The 17,054-nt window shown below is 76.2% G+C and carries 18 protein-coding genes; 5 read left to right on the top strand and 13 right to left on the bottom strand.

The features are described 5' to 3' along the window. Positions 1-31: 31 nt before the first annotated feature. Positions 32-1,114, bottom strand: a complete 1,083-nt coding sequence (locus FHR78_RS04700; protein ID WP_166759294.1) for an alpha/beta fold hydrolase — start codon at positions 1,112-1,114, stop codon at positions 32-34. Positions 1,115-1,232: 118 nt separating this feature from the next. After that, a complete protein-coding gene (locus FHR78_RS04695; protein ID WP_166759293.1) occupies positions 1,233-1,814 on the bottom strand; it encodes a DUF1990 family protein in 582 nt (193 codons plus the stop codon). Between the two features lie 47 nt (positions 1,815-1,861). Here FHR78_RS04695 and FHR78_RS04690 point away from each other — a divergent pair, with 47 nt between their 5' ends. After that, positions 1,862-2,566: an alpha/beta hydrolase gene (locus FHR78_RS04690; protein ID WP_166759292.1), complete on the top strand. Its 705-nt coding sequence runs from the start codon at positions 1,862-1,864 to the stop codon at positions 2,564-2,566. A gap of 99 nt (positions 2,567-2,665) precedes the next feature. Here the strand turns inward: FHR78_RS04690 and FHR78_RS04685 are convergent, their stop codons facing one another. The 8 genes from FHR78_RS04685 to FHR78_RS04650 all read right to left on the bottom strand — a co-directional run bounded on the left by FHR78_RS04685 (position 2,666) and on the right by FHR78_RS04650 (position 9,105). Continuing rightward, on the bottom strand, positions 2,666-3,946 hold the full coding sequence (locus FHR78_RS04685) for a M18 family aminopeptidase (protein ID WP_166759291.1): 1,281 nt from the start codon (positions 3,944-3,946) through the stop codon (positions 2,666-2,668). A gap of 141 nt (positions 3,947-4,087) precedes the next feature. Beyond that, positions 4,088-4,441, bottom strand: a complete 354-nt coding sequence (locus FHR78_RS04680) for a hypothetical protein (protein WP_166759290.1) — start codon at positions 4,439-4,441, stop codon at positions 4,088-4,090. Positions 4,442-4,569: 128 nt separating this feature from the next. Continuing rightward, positions 4,570-5,484 (bottom strand): DNA-3-methyladenine glycosylase 2, encoded by a 915-nt coding sequence (locus tag FHR78_RS04675; protein WP_347878049.1) that lies wholly within the window; start codon positions 5,482-5,484, stop codon positions 4,570-4,572. Next, positions 5,481-6,080 carry a DNA-3-methyladenine glycosylase I gene (locus FHR78_RS04670; RefSeq protein WP_166759289.1) on the bottom strand — a complete coding sequence of 200 codons (600 nt, stop codon included), beginning with the start codon at positions 6,078-6,080 and terminating at the stop codon, positions 5,481-5,483. Before FHR78_RS04670 ends, FHR78_RS04675 begins: the two co-directional genes overlap by 4 nt. Continuing rightward, positions 6,077-6,742, bottom strand: a complete 666-nt coding sequence (locus FHR78_RS04665; RefSeq protein ID WP_166759288.1) for a methylated-DNA--[protein]-cysteine S-methyltransferase — start codon at positions 6,740-6,742, stop codon at positions 6,077-6,079. The genes FHR78_RS04670 and FHR78_RS04665 overlap by 4 nt, the downstream gene beginning before the upstream one ends. After that, a complete protein-coding gene (locus FHR78_RS04660; RefSeq protein ID WP_347878048.1) occupies positions 6,739-7,278 on the bottom strand; it encodes an RNA polymerase sigma factor in 540 nt (179 codons plus the stop codon). The genes FHR78_RS04665 and FHR78_RS04660 overlap by 4 nt, the downstream gene beginning before the upstream one ends. 408 nt (positions 7,279-7,686) lie before the next feature. Next, complete coding sequence (locus tag FHR78_RS04655; protein WP_166759286.1) at positions 7,687-7,965, bottom strand: acylphosphatase; 279 nt, start codon at positions 7,963-7,965, stop codon at positions 7,687-7,689. Positions 7,966-8,118: 153 nt separating this feature from the next. Continuing rightward, positions 8,119-9,105 (bottom strand): aldo/keto reductase, encoded by a 987-nt coding sequence (locus tag FHR78_RS04650; RefSeq protein WP_166759285.1) that lies wholly within the window; start codon positions 9,103-9,105, stop codon positions 8,119-8,121. A gap of 154 nt (positions 9,106-9,259) precedes the next feature. Here FHR78_RS04650 and FHR78_RS04645 point away from each other — a divergent pair, with 154 nt between their 5' ends. Next, positions 9,260-9,712, top strand: a complete 453-nt coding sequence (locus tag FHR78_RS04645; RefSeq protein WP_166759284.1) for a VOC family protein — start codon at positions 9,260-9,262, stop codon at positions 9,710-9,712. A 91-nt stretch (positions 9,713-9,803) separates the two neighbouring features. Here the strand turns inward: FHR78_RS04645 and FHR78_RS04640 are convergent, their stop codons facing one another. From FHR78_RS04640 to FHR78_RS04630, 3 genes are all read right to left on the bottom strand, one after another. Next, positions 9,804-11,012 (bottom strand): zinc-dependent alcohol dehydrogenase, encoded by a 1,209-nt coding sequence (locus FHR78_RS04640; RefSeq protein ID WP_166759283.1) that lies wholly within the window; start codon positions 11,010-11,012, stop codon positions 9,804-9,806. A 202-nt stretch (positions 11,013-11,214) separates the two neighbouring features. Beyond that, positions 11,215-13,377, bottom strand: a complete 2,163-nt coding sequence (locus tag FHR78_RS04635; protein WP_166759282.1) for a carboxypeptidase regulatory-like domain-containing protein — start codon at positions 13,375-13,377, stop codon at positions 11,215-11,217. A 146-nt stretch (positions 13,378-13,523) separates the two neighbouring features. Beyond that, entirely contained in the window at positions 13,524-13,661 is a 138-nt protein-coding gene (locus FHR78_RS04630) for a hypothetical protein (RefSeq protein ID WP_166759281.1), read from the bottom strand. A gap of 108 nt (positions 13,662-13,769) precedes the next feature. Here FHR78_RS04630 and FHR78_RS04625 point away from each other — a divergent pair, with 108 nt between their 5' ends. From FHR78_RS04625 to FHR78_RS15560, 3 genes are read left to right on the top strand one after another with little or no spacing between them, the layout of a single operon-like run. Next, complete coding sequence (locus FHR78_RS04625) at positions 13,770-14,906, top strand: winged helix DNA-binding domain-containing protein (protein WP_166759280.1); 1,137 nt, start codon at positions 13,770-13,772, stop codon at positions 14,904-14,906. A gap of 46 nt (positions 14,907-14,952) precedes the next feature. Continuing rightward, positions 14,953-16,407 carry an MFS transporter gene (locus tag FHR78_RS04620; RefSeq protein ID WP_166759279.1) on the top strand — a complete coding sequence of 485 codons (1,455 nt, stop codon included), beginning with the start codon at positions 14,953-14,955 and terminating at the stop codon, positions 16,405-16,407. After that, positions 16,404-17,012, top strand: a complete 609-nt coding sequence (locus tag FHR78_RS15560) for a thermonuclease family protein (protein ID WP_166759278.1) — start codon at positions 16,404-16,406, stop codon at positions 17,010-17,012. The genes FHR78_RS04620 and FHR78_RS15560 overlap by 4 nt, the downstream gene beginning before the upstream one ends. Positions 17,013-17,054 lie beyond the last annotated feature (42 nt).

Raw genomic sequence — 17,054 nt, 5'->3', positions numbered from 1 at the left:
CAACGGAGGGCGGTCGAGACCGCCCTGCAGCCTAGGAGGCGCCGGTCCGGTCGTCGAGGCCGTCGCGGTCGGCGTCGTGGGCGTCCTCGGCGCCGGGGCGCTCCTCCTCGTCGCGTCGGCGCTCGGCGCGCTCGTGGGCCTCGAGCATCGCCTCCGCGTGGTCCGACTTGGCACGGCCGACCCCGGCGTCGTCGCCCCGGGCGATCGCGACGCCCTCGCGCACGGTCGCCGCCACGGCCTGCACGACGCCCCGGGGCGTGAAGGCGAACTCGCCCCGCTCCGAGCCGTCGCCGGCGTCGGCGTAGTGCTTGAGGTCGCCGCCCTCGCCGGGCCGGGGCGGCTGCTCGGCGTGCTCGACGCAGAGGCGGGCGACCTCCTCCGCGTGGGCGTGCATGACGGAGTGGGCGGCGCCGGGCATCTCCCACAGCCGGGACGACGGCACGAGACGGCCGATCTGCTCCACCCAGCTGCGCGGCGCGACGGCGTCGTGCTCGCCCCGGATGACGAGCGTGTGCGCGCGCACCTTCGGCAGCTGCTGCTCGATGGGGTAGGTCATCATCTTCGGCAGCACCTGCGAGAACCAGTGCACCCCGCACACGAGGTAGGCGCGCAGCGCGAGCACCTTGACCCGGCCGGGCTCGTGCCAGGCCGCCTGCAGGAACCGTCGGGCGGCGACCGTGACGCGCCGCTCGGCCGGGTTCACCACGGGGCCGATCAGCACGAGGGTGGAGAGCTCGGGGCGGCGGGCGGCGAGGTCCGTCGCGATCTGGGTGCCCATCGAGTGGCCGACGACGATCGGGTCCTTCAGGCCGAGGTCGTCGATGACGGCGCCGACCAGGTCGGCGAACTGCCGGATCTCGAGCGCCGTGCGCGGGTGTGTCACGCCGGCGAAGCCGGGCAGGTCGAGGGCGTGCACCGGCCCGAACGAGTTGAGGTTCGGGGCGAGCCGCTCGAAGTAGTCGGACGAGACGCCGATGCCCGGCACGAGCACGAAGGGCCGTTCGCCCGTCGTGCCGATCGTGCTGACGCGCACCCACAGGTCGCCGCGCTCGACCCGCGTGACGCGGACGCGGGTGCTGGACTCGTCGCGTCGGCGTGTGCGTCTGGCGGCCATGCGCCTCCTCGTCGGTCTGTCCGCACGCCGCTGCCGGGGCAGGAGGCGGGGCGGTGGGGAGGCCAGTCTGGCATCTGCCGGCGGTGCGGTCCGTGTGCGCGACGGGCGCCTCCTCGGCTCAGCGGCGCAGCACCGGGTCGAGCGCCCGCAGGTTGCGGTGCAGCAGGAGGCGGAGGGCGAGGCCGCCGAGCGGCCCGGCGAGGCGCATCCACCAGGCCCCGGGGCGCCACACCACGCGGATGTCGAGCGTGACGCGGTCGTCGGGGTGCCGCGTCGCGAGGTAGCTCTCCCAGCCCCGCTGCGGGTGGCCGACGAGGGCGGCGTGGAGGAACCCCGTCGAGCGGGGCAGGGCGCCCGCACCGTCGCCGGTCGCCGCGCCGGGCGCGGCCGGCTCGTCGTCGAGCACCCGGACGACCCGGCACGCCACGCGGGGCCGCAGCGGCCCGAACGGGATCGCCCACAGGCTGATGACGCCGACCCGCACCCGGTCGGGCACCTGCAGCGGCACGAAGCCCGAGCCGCGGTGCACCTGCCAGCCCAGCACGGCGTCCCCGGCGACCCGGTGGTCGTCGGCGCCGTGACCGACGACGCGCGAGACGACGGTCTCGTGGAACCCCGTCGGCACGGGCCCGGCCAGCATCGGCTCGCCGTCGAAGTCCCAGGCGTCGACGAAGCCGGGCGGGACGCTGCGTGACGACATGGGTCGAGCCTGGCACGGCACGGGCTCGGCTCGGGCAGGATCGGCACGTGACCACGACGCCGAGCACGACCGAGAGCACACGCACGAGCACGAGCACCGCTGCGGGGGCCGTCGACGCCGACCCGTCGGGCGCCGCGCCGGGCGTGCTGCTGCTGCACGGCTGGCAGAACCGCCGGCCCGCCGACCACTGGCAGCACCTCCTCGCCGACGAGCTCGGACGCCTCGGCACGGCCGTGCGCTACCCGCAGCTGCCCTCGCCCGACGAGCCCGACCCGGCAGCGTGGGAGGCGGTGGTCCGGTCGGAGCACGCCGCCCTCGGCCCCGGCCCGGTCACCGTCGTCTGCCACAGCCTGTCGACGCTGCTCTGGCTGCGGCTCCAGGCGGGGACGGACCCGCTGCGGGCCGACCGGGTGGCGCTCGTGTCGCCCCCGTCGCCCGAGCTGATCGCGGGGCAGGACGCGGTGCACGCGTTCGTCGACGGCGGCACGACCGCCGACCCCGACGCGGCGGAGTCGCAGCTCTTCGACGGACGCCTGCTCACGGCGGGCGCGACGGGCGACAGCGTCGTGGTCGCGGGCGACGACGACCCGTGGCTGCCGCTGGGGCTCGGCGACACCTGGCGGGGCCGCCTCGACGCCCGGCAGCACGTCGTCCGAGGCGGCGGCCACCTCACCCCCGAGTCCGGCTTCGGGCCCTGGCCCGAGATGACGGCGTGGGTCCTCGGGCAGCGCGGGGCCGTCGCGCTGGGCTGAGGCCGGGCTGCCAGGGGGCGGACTGGGGGCGGCCCGGGGCTGCCCGGGCTGCTGCTCGGGCCGGTCCCACAGGGGCGACCGGCCCGGCGGCGGGAGCGCCTAGGAGGCGGGGGCCAGGAACGCGGCCGCCGCGGCCGACAGCGAGGCCGGGTCGTCCACGCCGCACAGCTCGCGTGCCGAGTGCATGCCGAGCAGGGGCACGCCCACGTCGATGGTGCGGATGCCGAGGCGCGTCGCCGTGATCGGTCCGATGGTCGAGCCGCACGGCACGCTGTTGTTCGAGACGAACTCCTGGAACGGCACCCCGGCCTGCTCGCACGCCCGGACCCACTCGGCCGCGCCGAGGCCGTCGGTGGCGTAGCGCTGGTTCGCGTTGATCTTGAGCAGCGGGCCGCCGTTGACGATCGGCTGGACGGCAGGGTCGTGGCGCTCGGGGTAGTTCGGGTGCACGGCGTGGCCGGCGTCGGCGCTGAGGCACCACGACGCGGCCAGCGCCCGTCGGTGGTCGGTGGCGTCGGCCCCGAGCCCGGCGGAGACCCGGGCCAGGACGTCCTCGAGGAAGGGCCCTGCCGCGCCCGACGGCGTGGCCGAGCCCACCTCTTCGTGGTCGAAGGCGGCGAAGACGGCGACGTGGTCGAGCTCCGCCTCGGCGGTCGCGATCAGGGCGGCGAGGCCGGCGTGGGTCGACGAGAGGTTGTCCATGCGGCCGGCCGCGAAGAGCTCGCCGGACAGCCCCAGCACGGCGGGCGCGGCGGTGTCGGCGACGACGACGTCGTAGCCCACGACGTCCGCCCCCGACAGGCCGGCGAGGCCGGCGAGGTGCCCGAGCACGTCGGCCTGGCCGAGGGGCCCGGCGCCGACCACGGGGGCGAGGTGCCGCTGGGGGTCGAGGGTCAGGCCCTCGGAGTTGACGCCGCGGTCGAGGTGCACCGCGAGCTGGGGGATGCGCAGCAGCGGCCCGGTGCGCACCAGGTGCGAGCCTCCTCCGCGTGTGACGAGCCGCCCGGCGAACTCGAGGTCGCGGTCGAGCCACGAGTTGAACAGCGGGCCGCCGTAGACCTCGACGCCGGCCTGCACCCAGCCCCGGGTGCCCGTCGTCGGCTTGGGCTTGAGCTTGAACCCGGGGGAGTCGGTGTGCGCGCCCACGACCCGGAAGGGCGTCGTCGCCGAGGCGCCGCCCGGCTCGACCCACGCGATGACCGCGCCGTCACGGACGACGTAGCGCCGCCCGGGGCCGGTCGGCCACGCGGCCGTCTCGTCGAGGGCGGTGAAGCCCGCCTCGTCGAGCCGGCGGGCGGCCTCGGCCGCGGCGTGGAAGGAGGAGGGGGACGCCTGGATGAAGGAGGCGAAGTCGTCGAGGTGCGCGCGCGAGGAAGTCATCCCGACCAGCTTGCACCATGCCGCCGACCCCGCGACGCCGCGACGCCGCGACGCCGCGACCCCGCGACGCCGCGACGCCGCGACCCCGCGACCCTGCGACGCCGCGACCCTGCGACGCCCGGGTCGGGCCCGTGGCCCGGCTCAGCGCCCGCCGCTGCCGGTGACCTGCGCGCCCGGCTCGGCCCGGCTCTCGCCGCGGCCGTCCTCGTCGTCCGCGGTGAGGCCGGCGGTGCGGTCGCCGGAGACGCCCGCGGCGTCGACCGCGACGTAGCCGTCCTCGCCCGACATCGGGCCGCCGAGGCGCTCGGTCACGTCGCCGTCGGGGGTGGCGTCGTCGTCGCCGGCCGGGCGGCCCTGGCTGTCGGTCGCGCCGTCGGCGGGGTGGCCCGCCGGGGCCGCGGCGGCGTCGTGGGAGGCGAGGGCCGCCTCCTCGACGCGCTCCTCCAGGGGACGGTCGTCGCCGTGCTCGGGGGCGTGGTCGTTCGTGGGGCTCATGGGGCGTCCTCTCGGTGGGCGGATCCGCTCCGACAGTAGGCGTCGTGCGCGGGGTGCGTCGGCGCGCGCGCCGAGGCGCGGGCGCGGACGGCGCACCCGGCCCCGCTCAGGGGTGGCGCCGGCCTCGATTAGGGCCCCGCCGGCAGGGCGGCGGACCACAGGTGGAAGAGCGCGTAGGCCCGCCACGGGGCCCAGGGCGCCGAGGCCACCTCGGCCTGCCGCGTCGTGACGCCGCCGAGCGACCGGCGCAGGACGAGGTCGCCCGCCGGGTAGGCGTCGCGGTCGCCGAGGGAGCGCACCGACAGGTAGTCGACCGTCCACGGGCCGATGCCGGGCAGGGCGAGCAGCGTCGCGCGCACCGCGGCGCGGTCGCCGTCGGGGGCGATGACGAGGCCGCCCGCCACCGTCTCGGCCACGGCGTGGAGCGTGCGGGCCCGGGCGCCGGTCACCCCGACGGCCGCGCGCAGGTCGTCGACCGGCGTGGCGGCGACGACGTCGGCCCGGGGGAACCGTCGGAGCCCCGTGCCGGGCACGTCGCTGCCGAGGGCCGCGACGAGCCGACCCGCGAAGGTGCGCGCGGCCGCGAGCGAGACCTGTTGGCCGAGCACGGTCGTGACCGCCGCCTCCCACCCATCGGGGCTGCCGGTGACACGGATGCCGGGGCGCGCCTGCACGAGCGGCCCGAGCACCGGGTCGTCGCGGAACACGGCGATCACCGCGGCGACGTCGGCGTCGAGGTCGAGCCAGCGCCGGACCAGGTGCTCGACGCGCTCGGCGTCTCGGGGCGAGGGCGGGAGCCCGGCGGAGGCGGTGGCCGTGACGTCGGCCCCACGGTCGTCGAGGCGCAGGTCGATCCGCAGCACGCGGCTCGGCTCGCCACGGTCGGCGACGTCGACGAGGCGGGAGTGGGTGCGGGCCTCGACGTCGGTCAGCTCGGCTCCGGGAACGCTGTGGGCGGCCAGCAGCCCGATGGCGTGGGCGTCGTCGTAGGGCCCGTCGGTCTCGAGTCGCAGCCGGAACGGCCGGGCGGCGACGTCGGTCACCGGACGTCGCCCCAGACGCCGGAGGACCCGCGGCGGTGGCTGTCGACGAGATGGGTGTCGACGATGCCCGCGGCCTCCATCAGGGCGTGCATGGTCGTTGGGCCGACGAACGTGAACCCGGCCGCCTTGAGCGCCTTCGACAGGGCCGCCGACTCGGGCGAGGTCGTCGGCACGTCGGCCAGCTCGACCGGCCGGGGGGTCTCGGCCGGGCGGTGCGACCAGACGAGGTCGACGAGGCCGCCCTGCTCACGGAGGGCGACCGTCGCGCCCGCGTTGCGGATGGTGGCGTCGATCTTGAGCCGGTTGCGCACGATCCCCGCGTCGGCCATCAGGCGCTCGCGGTCACCGTCGTCGAAGCGGGCCACGACGTCGGGGTCGAAGTCGCGGAACGCCGCACGGAACGCCTCGCGCTTGCGGAGGATGGTGGCCCACGACAGCCCCGACTGGAACGCCTCGAGGCTGAGCCGTTCGAACAGGCCGCGCTCGTCGCGGACGGGCATGCCCCACTCGGTGTCGTAGTACTCGCGCAGCATCGGGTCGACCGCCGCCCAGGGCGGACGGGCGAGGCCGTCGTCGCCGACGACGACGCCGCTCACGAGCGCGCCCCCGACTCGAGGCCGATGAGCACGGCCTTGGCGGCCTCGCCGCCTCGGTAGCGCCCGGGGGTGCCGTCGCTGCGCACCACACGGTGGCACGGCACGACGACGGGCAGCGGGTTCGTGGCGCAGGCCGTGCCGACGGCCCGCACGGCGCGGGGACTGCCGCTCGCCGCGGCGACCCGGGCGTAGCTGGCCGTCTCGCCGTAGGGGATCTCGGGCAGGTGCTCGAGGACGGTGCGCTGGAAGCCCCGCGACAGCCGGCGGTCGAGCACGAGGTCGAAGTCGCGGCGGCGGCCCGCGAAGTACTGGTCGAGCTCGACGACGACGCCGTCGAGCCTGCGCGGCGACCTGAGCACGCGCGACCCCACCTGCGCGGCCACGCGGTCGAGGACGGCGTCGTGGTCCTCGACGTCGAACGCGACGCGCACGAGGCCCACGTCGGTCGCGCAGAGCAGCAGGTCGCCCACCGGGGAGGGCACGGTGCGCCAGAACACGTCGACGGTGCCCGCCGAGGTGGCGCTGTCGGCGAGCCGGTCGCGCAGCGCGTCGAGATGGGCGTCGAGGCGTGGCCCCGGCGCGCTGTCGGTCGCCGCGACGAGCCCGCGCCGCAGCGACGGGTCGTCGTCGAGCTCGACGGCGGGTGCGGGGGCGTCGGTCATCGGAAGGCTCCTTCGGGAGAGGGCAGCGGGCGACGTGCCCGTCGGGCGTCGAGTGCGGCCGGGGCGGCGTCGGAGAGGGCTCGGCGCAGGGCCGCGACGCCGTCCGCGGCCGAGCGGCGGCAGGCGGCGTGGCTGCGGCCGGTCAGCTCGGCCACCTCGAGGTGGCTGAGGCCGGCGAGGTGGTGCAGCACGACCGCGTCGCGCTGGCCGTCGGGCAGCGACCTCACTGCGCCGAGCAGGGCGTCGTCGCGGGCCACGAGCTCGTCGAAAGGCACGGGGGCAGGCGGCTCGGGGACGAGCTCGACGGGCTGAGGGCGCCGAGCCCGGGCGCGGAGGACGTCGAGGGCCTTGCGCCGCGCGACGGTGACGAGCCACGCCTCGACGTTCACGTCGGCCGGGAGGTCGGGCCAGGCGACGAGAGCGGCCAGGAAGGTCTCGGACCACGCGTCGTCGGCGTCGGCGGTGTCGAGCAGCGCGCGGCACACGCGGAGGACGGTCGTGCCGTGGCGCTCGACGACGCGGTCGAAGGGCGGCACGTCAGGACGACCGGCCGAGGACGGGACCACACGGAGCCCGCCGGCAGGGGGCTGCGGTGCTGTCGATCGTCGGGGGGACGACGGAGGTCGTGGTCATCGGGCGCTCCTGTCTCGGTGGTGCTGCTCATGATGGAGACGCACGCCGAGCCTCCTCTGTGAGGTCGGGACGCGGATCTGCACGGCGTGCACGGATCACGCGCCCGCCCGCGCGTCTCAGGCGACGCTCGGGTCCGGCCTGCTACTACTTGTGGCGCGCCCTTCGCGGGCGCCACCGGCCCGGTCCGGGAACTCCACGCTGTCGGGTGCGTGTGAGCACCCGGGTCGGGTCTTCTCCGTCCCGGGGCCGGACGGTGCCTGTCCGGTCGGTGCCCACCCGGACGATGCCGGGCCTGCCCCGTGCGGGCCCGCTCAGCGCCGCGTCTCGAAGCCGCCCTCGCCCGTCGGCGCGAGCTCCTCGACGTCGACGCGCTCGACGACGGAGCCGGCGGGCCCCTCCTCGAGCCAGGCCAGCAGCATCCCGACCGCCTCCGGCGTGCCCTCGGCCTCGACCTCGACGGTGCCGTCGGCACGGTTGCGCACGAAGCCGTCGACGCCGAGGCGGTCGGCCTCGCCCTCGGTCGAGAAGCGGTACCCGACGCCCTGCACGGTGCCGTGCACGAGGGCGCGTCGTCTGATCACGTCGTCCATCGGTCGACCGTACCCGCGCCTCCTCGGCCGGGCACGCGTCGAGGGCGGGTCTTCCGGGCCGAGGGCGGGTCCCGAGAGACCCGCCCTGGACCCGGAAGACCCGCCCTCGACGATCGGCGGCGGGCCGGCCGGCAGGCCGGGCCGGGCGCGCCCCTAGCGGTCGATCGTCGACATGTCGGCGTACCGGTCGCCCCGGGGCGCGGCCACGTCGTCGAGCTGGTGCACCTGCTCCTCGGTGAGCTCGATCGCGTCGGCGGCGACGTTCTCGTCGAGGTAGGCGCGGCGCTTCGTGCCGGGGATGGGCACGATGCCCTCGCCCTTGGCGAGCAGCCACGCGAGCGCGACCTGGCCGGGCTTCGCGCCGACCTGGCGGGCGACCTCGTCGACCTGCTCGACGATGCGGACGTTGGCCTTGAGGTTGTCGCCGTCGAACCGCGGGTTGAACCGGCGGAAGTCGTCGTCGGCGAGCTCGTCCACCGAGCGCAGGGTGCCGGTGAGGAACCCGCGGCCCAGGGGCGAGTACGGCACGAAGCCGATGCCGAGCTCGCGGACGGTCGGCAGCACCTCGGCCTCGGCCTCGCGGCTCCAGAGCGACCACTCGGTCTGCAGGGCCGTGATCGGGTGGGTCGCGTGGGCCCGGCGGATCGTCTCGGGCGACGCCTCCGACAGCCCGAGGAACCGCACCTTGCCGGCCTGGACGAGCTCGCCCATGGCGCCGACGGTGTCCTCGATGGGCACCTGGGGGTCGACGCGGTGCTGGTAGTACAGGTCGACGTGGTCGATCCCGAGACGCTTGAGCGAGCTGTCGATCGAGGCGCGCACGTACTCGGGGCGGCCGTCGATCGCCCGCTCGGCTCGTGCCTCGGGGTCGGTGACGTTGCCGAACTTGGTGGCGACGACGGCGTCGTCGCGACGGCCCTTGAGGGCGCGGCCGAGCAGCTGCTCGTTCGTGTGCGGTCCGTACATGTCGGCCGTGTCGAGCAGGGTGACGCCGTGGCCGAGCGCCGCGTGGATCACGCGGACCGACTCGTCGTCGTCCGTGCCGCTGCCGGTGTAGAAGGCGGACATGCCCATGAGGCCGAGGCCGATGCGACCGACGTCGAGTCCGCCGTCGACGTTGCCGAGTGTGGTGTTCTGCATGGCGTCAGGCAACACCCGCGTCCTGTGCGGCGCCCGCATCCCACGACGGCGCGGGCGGCCGGCTCCGTCCCTTGACGTCGTGCACGCCCGGCGGCACACTTCCAGCACGCACCGGGGCGACCGGCCCCGGTGGACCGAGAGAGCGGACGGCGCCGTGCCCACGATCATCTTCGTCAACCTGGCCGTCGACGACCTGCCGGCCGCCCGGCGGTTCTACGAGGCCCTCGGCTGGGCCGTCGACCCCCGCTTCAGCGACGAGAACGCCGTCAGCGTGGTCGTCAGCGACACCATCCGGGCGATGCTGCTGACCCGGCCGTTCTTCGCGCAGTTCACGGGCAAGGAGATCATCGACGCCCGGACGAGCACCGAGGTGCAGCTCGCTCTCTCCGCCGACAGCAAGGAGGCGGTGGACGCGCTCCACGAGAAGGCCCTCGCGGCCGGCGGCACCTCCGCCGGCGCCCAGGACTTCGGCTTCATGTACAGCAAGAGCTTCGACGACCTCGACGGCCACCACTGGGACGCCGTGTGGATGGACCCGCAGGCCGCCGAGGACGGCCCGCCCGAGCTGTCCGACGACGAGCTCAGAGCCGGCATCGTCCGTCCCTGAGGCGCCGGAGCCGTGACGCGTAGGAGGCGCGGTGCAGGTCGTGCCTGCACCGCGCCTCCTCGGCTGTCCCGTGCCCCGCAGGGCCCGGGGCCTACGCCGTCGTCAGCTCGACCTTGAGCCAGCCCGGCTCGCGGCGGTCGAACGCCTCGTAGGCCGCGATGGCGTCTCCGACCGGCTCGCGCTCGGTGATGAGCGCCGTCGGGTCGAACAGGCCGGCGGCGACGCGCTCGATCAGCGGCGGGGTGACCGAGTGGTGGTCGCAGTTGCCCATGCGGATCGTGAGGTTCTTGAGCATCGCGGCGCCGATGGGGTAGGTCTCGACGGTGGGCGCGTAGACGCCGATGACGCCGATCCGGCCGTACTTCGCGACGATCTCGACGGCCCAGCGCGCGGCCTGCGAAGGCGCGTCGCCGGGCACCCACAGGTCGCCCCGGGGCGCGGCGTCGGGCGCGACCTGAGCGACCTCCTGCTCGAAGCCGCTCTTCTCCTCGGCGGAGGGGGCGGCGGGCCCGGACGACGGGTGCTGCGCGTCGACCCCGACGGCGTCGATCACGGCGTCGACGCCGATGCCGTCGGTGAGGTCCTTGACGGCCTGCACCGGGTCCTCGCGGTTGAAGTCGACGACCTCGGCGTTCTGGGCGAGGGCCTGGGCGAGGCGGTCCTCGAGGCCGTCGATGGCGATGACGCGCGAGGCTCCCTGCTGGAACGCGGACGCGATCGCGAACTGCCCCACGATGCCGGCGCCGAGCACGGCGACGACGTCGCCGCGACGCACGCCGGCGAGCTCGGCCCCGAACCAGCCGGTCGGGTAGATGTCGCTGAGCAGGATCGCCTGGTCGTCGCTGACCGTGTCGGGCAGCGGGTGGAGGCTGTTGCGCGCCCACGGCACGCGGACCCACTCGGCCTGCAGGCCGTCGATCGGGCCCGTCGAGGTGGGGCCGCCGAAGAACGCGGTGCCCGCGTCGGGGCCGTTCACGTTGGCCTTGTCGCACTGGGCCGTGTGCCCCTCGCGGCAGTACCGGCAGGAGCCGCACGAGACGGTGCTGTTGATGACGACCCGGTCGCCGGGGCTGAACCCGCGCACCGCGTCGCCGACCTGCTCGACGACCCCGACGGCCTCGTGGCCGAGGATCGTGCCCTCCTGCATCGGCGCCATCGTGCCGCGCACGAAGTGCAGGTCGGTGCCGCAGATCGCGCTGCGCGTGATGCGGACGATCGCGTCGTTCGGGTCCTGGATGGTCGGCTTCTCGACCTCGTCGAGTCGGATGTCCCCGATGCCGTGCCAGACGACTGCCTTCATGTGTGCCTCCTCGGGCGGTTCCGCGGTGCCCCGGGAGTCCACCGGGCGCGCCCTGGACGGTAGGCCCGCGCGCGCGGCCGCACCCGCCGAGTCGGCTCCGCGTCCGGGGTACAGCGCGCCGCCCGCGGACGCGGCGACGCCCCCGGCCGTCGTGGTCGGGGGCGTCGTCGGTGCCCGGCCGAGGAGGCCGAGGAGGCGCGGGTCAGCGCCCCGAGGAGGTCACCTCGGCCGCCGGGGCCGACGCCGCGCGACGACGCCGCAGCACGGCGCCCGCGCCCACGAGGCCCAGCCCCGCCGCCAGCAGCCCGCCCGCGAGCAGCAGGGGCTGGTCGAGCTCGCCGCCGGTGAAGGCGAGCGGGCCGCGGCCGCCGGCCGTGCCGGTCGACGTGCCCGTGCCCGAGCCGGAGCCGGCGCCGGTGCCCGTGCCGCTGCTCGGCGCCGTGCCCGAGCCGCCGCCCGGCGTGGTGCCGGGGTCGCCCGTGCCGGGGTCGGTCACCGGCGGCTGCACCGGCGGCACCTCGTCGGCGAGCAGCGCGAAGGTGCCGAGCGTCCGGTCGACGTACGCGACGAACTCGACGGGGTCGCCCGCCCCGTCGACCAGGAGGCGGTAGGTCGTCCCGGGCGTCAGGTCGGTGAAGACGAACCGGCCGTCGGCCTCGGTCTCGGTGGTCGCGACCGGCACGTCGCCGTCGGCCGGCAGCAGGCTGACCGCGACGCCGGGCGCGGGGGCCCCGGCCGCGTCGACGACGGTGCCGTCGACCGAGACGGAGTCGGCCGTGGGCACGACGAGGTCGACCGGCACGGGCGTCTCGCCGAGGGCGGGAGCCGTGAAGGGGATCGGGTGCTCCGCGTCGTCGCCGACGACGATCACGTAGTCGCCGCCGGGGGTGAGCCCGTCGACCGCGAAGCTGCCGTCGGCGCCGGTCGTCACGGTGGCGTCGGGGCTCGTCGGCTGGGCGTCCGGGTCGTCGGGCACCGGCACGAAGTCGAGCGTCTGGCCCGCGGCGGGGGTCCCGTCGGCGTTGCTGATCGTGCCCCTGGCGGCGACGGTGGCAGGCTCCTCGGGCACGACGTATCCGGTGATGTCCTGCGGCGCCGAGAACCCGGTCGAGAGGCCGCTCGCGACGTCGACGAGCGCGTACTGCTTGTCGGGGTCGAGGCCCGCGAACGAGAACGTGCCGTCGTCCGCGCTGGTCGTCGAGGCGAGGGGCACGTCCGAGCCCTCGGCGACGATCTGCACCTCGCGCCCGGCCACGGGGGTGCCGGTCTCGTCGCCCTCGACGACGACGCCGGTCGCCGTCACGGTCTCGGGCACCACGGCGTCGGCCGGGAACACGAAGTCCACCCCCGTCGCGTCCGTGGTGGCGGTCGAGAAGCCGACGGGCTGCGCGTCGTCCGCGCCCCGCGGCGTGACGGTGGCGGTGTAGCCGGCGGCGGCGACGAGGGCAGGCACCGCCCAGCGGCCCTCCGAGTCCGTCTCGGTGGTCGCGACGACGGCGCCCGCCGCGCTCCTGATCGTGACGGTGGCCCCGGCGTACGGCGTCGCCGTCTCGCCCGTGCCGACGGTCGCCGTCCCCGACGCGCTGAAGGTCCTGGTCGCGAACCACGTCTGGTAGACGGGGAACCCGGTGCGCTGCTGGTACGTGATCGTCAGGGTCTCGAGCGGCACCGACGGGCTGAACCAGCCCGCGGCGCCCTCGGTGTCGGTGCCGGCCGGGTTGCCGACGAGGGTCTGCGAGGCCGCGTCCCAGCGCGGCCGGTCGCCGACGCCCGCGCTGTCGCAGGACGGCGTCCCGCCGCCCTGGCAGTAGTTGTAGACGCCCTGGAACCCGAGCTGGTCCGGGGTCACGGTGACGCCGCCGACGCCGGTCGCGGTGACGCGGGCCTGGTCGGCGTCGATGTCGCCGAGCACGAACGACCAGCCCGACGAGGGGGTCGCCGAGGCGAACGTGTAGGTGGTGACGGCGGCGCCGGCGGCGGTGGGGGAGTCCTGCGCCGGGCGCTGGTTCAGGTAGGGCAGCCCCCGACTGCTGCCGTACTGGACGCCGGGCGGCGTCGAGGCCGCCTGCCAGGTGCTCGAGCCGCTGGGCACGGTGGCCTGCCGCGAGGTCGAGGTGAACGTCGTGGCGGGGAACCCGCCGTCGAGCGTCATGGTGCCCGTGTAGGCCCGGGCCGAGCCCGTGACCTGGAACTCGCCCCACGACGACCCCTGGGCAGCGGAGGCGGTGGTCGCGCCCCCGAGGGCGAGGGCCAGCGCGACGACGCCGGTCGTGGCGGCGGCGGCGACGGCCCGCAGTCGGCCTCGTCGCGGGGTGCCCGCCTGTCGGGCGGGTCGGGAGAGGGGCGTGGCGGTGCGTCGGGTCATGGCGGGTCCTCCAGATCGGGGCCCTGTCGCCCCGAGCCGAGGGTATCTCGGCATCACGCCCGTTGTCACCCGATCGGACGGCGCACGTCCCGGTCGTGACGGTGGTCAGGGGCGCCGCGGCGCGGCGGCGTCCCCCGACGGCCGGGTCAGCGCTTCTTGACGGACGAGACCGCGTCCTCCGCGTGCGACGCGGTGTCGCGCTTGTCCTTCTTGTCGGCGCGCTTCTCCTTGAGGCTCCGCACCGCCGTCTTCGCTGTTCCCTTTTTCGCCGATTTCTCTGCCATGGTGGTGCCTCCGTCTCGGACCGAGCTGGTCCGGTGCGCCGGAGCCTACGGTCACATCGTCCACGCGCCCGACCCGCCGGGCACCTTCACGGCTCCTACACTGCGGGCATGGCCCGCGCCTCCTCGTCCGGCACCTCGGCCACGACGCGCCTCCGCGCCGTGGCCGTCGCCCGCACCGCGGCCCAGCGCGCCTCGGTGCCCGGCGACGCGACCGTGGCCGACACCGCGCGGGGCATGCTCGGCACCCAGGCGCAGGACCTCACGGCCGCGACGTGGGCCCTCGCGCTCCGCACCCGGGGCGCCGACGCGGCCGCCGTCCGGGCCGCCCTCGCCGACCGCAGCGTCGTCCGCGGCTGGCCCGCCCGCGGCACGCTCTTCGTCACCGCGGGCGACGACCTCCGGTGGCTGACCGAGCTGCTGGCCCCGCGCTCGCTGCTCGCCAGCCGGGGCCTCTGGCGACGCGCCGGCCTCGAGCCGGAGCACTTCGCCCGGGCCGAGGAGGCGGTGGTCGCCTCCCTCGCCGAGCACGGCAGGCTGTCGAGGCCCGAGCTGCTCGGGGCCGTCGGCCGGGCCGGCGTCGACACCGCGGGCGAGCGGGGTTCGCACCTGCTGCGCTGGCTCAGCGCACGGTGCGTGATCGTCTTCGCCGAGCCGCGGGGCACCGAGCAGGGCTTCGCGCTGTTCGACGAGTGGCTCCCCGGCACGCGCGGCGTCGGCGACCGGGACGAGGCGCTCGCCGAGTACGTCCGGCGCTGGCTGGCACGCCGGGGTCCCGCCACCGTGCACGACGTCGCGTGGTGGGGCGGCCTCACGCTCACCGAGGCACGGCACGCCGTGGCGCTCGTCGGCGACGTCGAGACGACCGTCGTCGACGGCGTCGCGTGGATCGAGCGGGGGGAGGGGGAGCCGGGGCGTCCCGCCCGGGGCGACCTGCGCCTCCTGCCGTCCTTCGACGAGCTGCTGCTCGGCTACGGGGCGAGGGAGGCGTCGCTCGCGCCGGCCGACGCCGGTCGCCTCGTGCCCGCCGCGAACGGGCGGTTCCTGCCCGCCGTCGTCGTCGACGGGCGCGTGGTCGGCACCTGGCGGAGCACGGTCGCGCGCGGCACGGTCGCGGTCGAGATCGATCCCTGGGTAGCGTGGACCGATCGTCGACGCGCCCAGGTGCGGCGCCGGGCCGAGCAGTACGCGCAGCACCTCGGCCTCGCGCTCGCCGAGGGCGGCCCGTCGGCGGACCCGGCGCCCTGACGCGGCACCGGGCCGTGCTCCTCCGCCCTCCCACCCCAGGACCCCGATGACCGACGACGTCGCGACCCGCACGCCCCCCACCCGCACCGAGCGGCTCGACGAGCTGCCTTTCACCCGGCGGCACGGGCGCCTGCTCGTCGGCTCGGGACTCGGCTGGGCGCTCGACGCCCTCGACGTCGGGCTGCTGTCGTTCGTCATCGCCCAGCTCGCGGTCGTCTGGAGCAGCGACAAGGGCGCCCTCGCGTTCGTCGCCTCGGCCGGGTTCGCGGGCATGGCGATCGGCGCCGCCGTCGGCGGCTCGCTGTCGGACCGGCTGGGCCGCAAGACGGTGTTCGCCCTCACCCTGCTCGTCTACGGCCTCGCGACCGGCGTCAGCGCCCTGAGCTGGTCGGTCGGCGCCCTGCTCGTGCTGCGCTTCGTGGTCGGCCTCGGCCTCGGCGCCGAGCTGCCGGTGGCCTCCACCCTCGTCTCGGAGTTCTCGCCCCGTCGCATCCGCGGCCGCGTCGTCGTGCTGCTCGAGGCCTTCTGGGCCGTCGGCTCGATCGCGGCGGCCCTGGTGGGCTGGCTCGTGGTGCCGACGAGCGACGACGGCTGGCGCTGGGCCCTGCTGATCGGCGCTCTGCCGGCGCTGTACGCCGTCTTCGTGCGCCTGCGCATGCCCGAGTCGGTGCGGTTCCTCGAGTCGCGCGGACGACACGACGAGGCGGAGCGGACGGTGCGGCTGTTCGAGCAGGCCGCGGGCGTGCCGGTGCCGTCGCCCGCGCCGGGGGCGTCGCCCGCAGCGACCGGGGCCGCGGCACCGGCACCGGCAGCGGCACCGGCACTGGCGCCAGCACCGGCCCCGGCATCGGCCGCGACCGACGCACCCGACGCGACCCGCTCGCCCGACGCGCCCCGCGCCTCCGTGGGCTCGCTGCTCGGCGGGGGCCTGCGCCGCCGCACGGTCGCGATCTGGCTCGTCTGGTTCGCGACGAACTTCTCGTACTACGGCGCGTTCGTCTGGCTGCCGACCCTGCTGGTCGAGGCCGGGTTCCCGCTCGTGAAGTCGTTCGAGTACACGGTGCTCATCACCCTCGCGCAGCTGCCGGGCTACGCCGCGTCGGCCTGGCTGGTCGAGCGGTGGGGTCGTCGCGGTACGCTCGCGACGTTCCTGCTCGGCTCGGCCGTCGCGGCCACCGCCTTCGGCGTCGGCGCTGTCAGCGGCAGCGCGGCGCAGATCGTGGTCTCGGGCATGTTCCTGTCGTTCTTCAACCTCGGCGCCTGGGGCGCGCTGTACGCGGTCACCCCCGAGCTCTACCCGACGCGGCTGCGCGGCACGGGGGCGGGCTGGGCGGCGGGCGTCGGCCGGATCGCCTCGATCGCGGCCCCGCTGACGGTGCCGCCCCTCCTCGTCCTCGGCGGGACGCCGGTGCTCTTCGCCGTGTTCGGCGGCGTCTTCGTGGTGGCCGCCGCCGCGGCCCTCGCCCTGCCCGAGCTGCGCGGCACGCGGCTGGCCGAGTGAGCCGCTCGACCGCGGCGTCCCGTCGCCGCACCCGCTCCTCCGCCCGCAGCCGGCGCGCCCTGCTCGGGCTCGCCGTGGTGGTCGTGGGCGCCGTCGTCGTGATCGCGTTCCCGCAGCTGCTCGACGGCGGCCCGGGAGGCGGGTCGCCGGGCGCCGTCGCGCCGCCGTCGTCGGTGCCCGCGGGGGCCGTCGAGGCCGGCGTCGAGCGCGTCGTCGACGGCGACACGCTCGTCGTCGTGACGACCGACGACGGCCGGCGCGAGCGCATCCGCCTGATCGGGGTCGACACGCCCGAGACGGTGAAGCCCGACGCCCCGGTCGACTGCTTCGGCCCCGAGGCGAGCGCCTACACGACGGGCCTGCTGCCCGTCGGCTCGACGGTCTGGCTCGAGGACGACGCCTCGCAGGGCGACGCCGACCGCTACGACCGGCTGCTCCGCTACGTCTGGACCGAGGGAGGCGGCATGCTGAACCAGCAGCTGGTCGCCTCGGGCTTCGGCACCGAGGACACCTACGACCAGCCGTACCGCTACCGTGACGCCTTCGTCGCGGCCGAGGCGGCGGCCCGCGACGCGGGGACCGGGCTCTGGGGCGCCTGCGGCTGACCCACGGTCCCGACCGGGAGGGCGAGAGGCCTCCGATCGACC

This window comes from Frigoribacterium faeni (assembly GCF_011761235.1).
Classification (GTDB): domain Bacteria; phylum Actinomycetota; class Actinomycetes; order Actinomycetales; family Microbacteriaceae; genus Frigoribacterium; species Frigoribacterium faeni_A.
Note: the sequence above shows the minus strand (reverse complement) of the source record. Positions and strands in the feature narration are given on the sequence as shown.

Excerpts from the sequence above, each read along its gene's own strand:
- FHR78_RS04700 (WP_166759294.1), bottom strand. The coding sequence starts at position 1,114 with ATGGCCGCCAGACGCACACGCCGACGCGACGAGTCCAGCACCCGCGTC.
- FHR78_RS04695 (WP_166759293.1), bottom strand. The coding sequence starts at position 1,814 with ATGTCGTCACGCAGCGTCCCGCCCGGCTTCGTCGACGCCTGGGACTTC.
- FHR78_RS04685 (WP_166759291.1), bottom strand. The coding sequence starts at position 3,946 with ATGACTTCCTCGCGCGCGCACCTCGACGACTTCGCCTCCTTCATCCAG.
- FHR78_RS04680 (WP_166759290.1), bottom strand. The coding sequence starts at position 4,441 with ATGAGCCCCACGAACGACCACGCCCCCGAGCACGGCGACGACCGTCCC.
- FHR78_RS04665 (WP_166759288.1), bottom strand. The coding sequence starts at position 6,742 with ATGACCGACGCCCCCGCACCCGCCGTCGAGCTCGACGACGACCCGTCG.
- FHR78_RS04655 (WP_166759286.1), bottom strand. The coding sequence starts at position 7,965 with ATGGACGACGTGATCAGACGACGCGCCCTCGTGCACGGCACCGTGCAG.
- FHR78_RS04650 (WP_166759285.1), bottom strand. The coding sequence starts at position 9,105 with ATGCAGAACACCACACTCGGCAACGTCGACGGCGGACTCGACGTCGGT.
- FHR78_RS04640 (WP_166759283.1), bottom strand. The coding sequence starts at position 11,012 with ATGAAGGCAGTCGTCTGGCACGGCATCGGGGACATCCGACTCGACGAG.
- FHR78_RS04635 (WP_166759282.1), bottom strand. The coding sequence starts at position 13,377 with ATGACCCGACGCACCGCCACGCCCCTCTCCCGACCCGCCCGACAGGCG.
- FHR78_RS04630 (WP_166759281.1), bottom strand. The coding sequence starts at position 13,661 with ATGGCAGAGAAATCGGCGAAAAAGGGAACAGCGAAGACGGCGGTGCGG.
- FHR78_RS04625 (WP_166759280.1), top strand. The coding sequence starts at position 13,770 with ATGGCCCGCGCCTCCTCGTCCGGCACCTCGGCCACGACGCGCCTCCGC.
- FHR78_RS04620 (WP_166759279.1), top strand. The coding sequence starts at position 14,953 with ATGACCGACGACGTCGCGACCCGCACGCCCCCCACCCGCACCGAGCGG.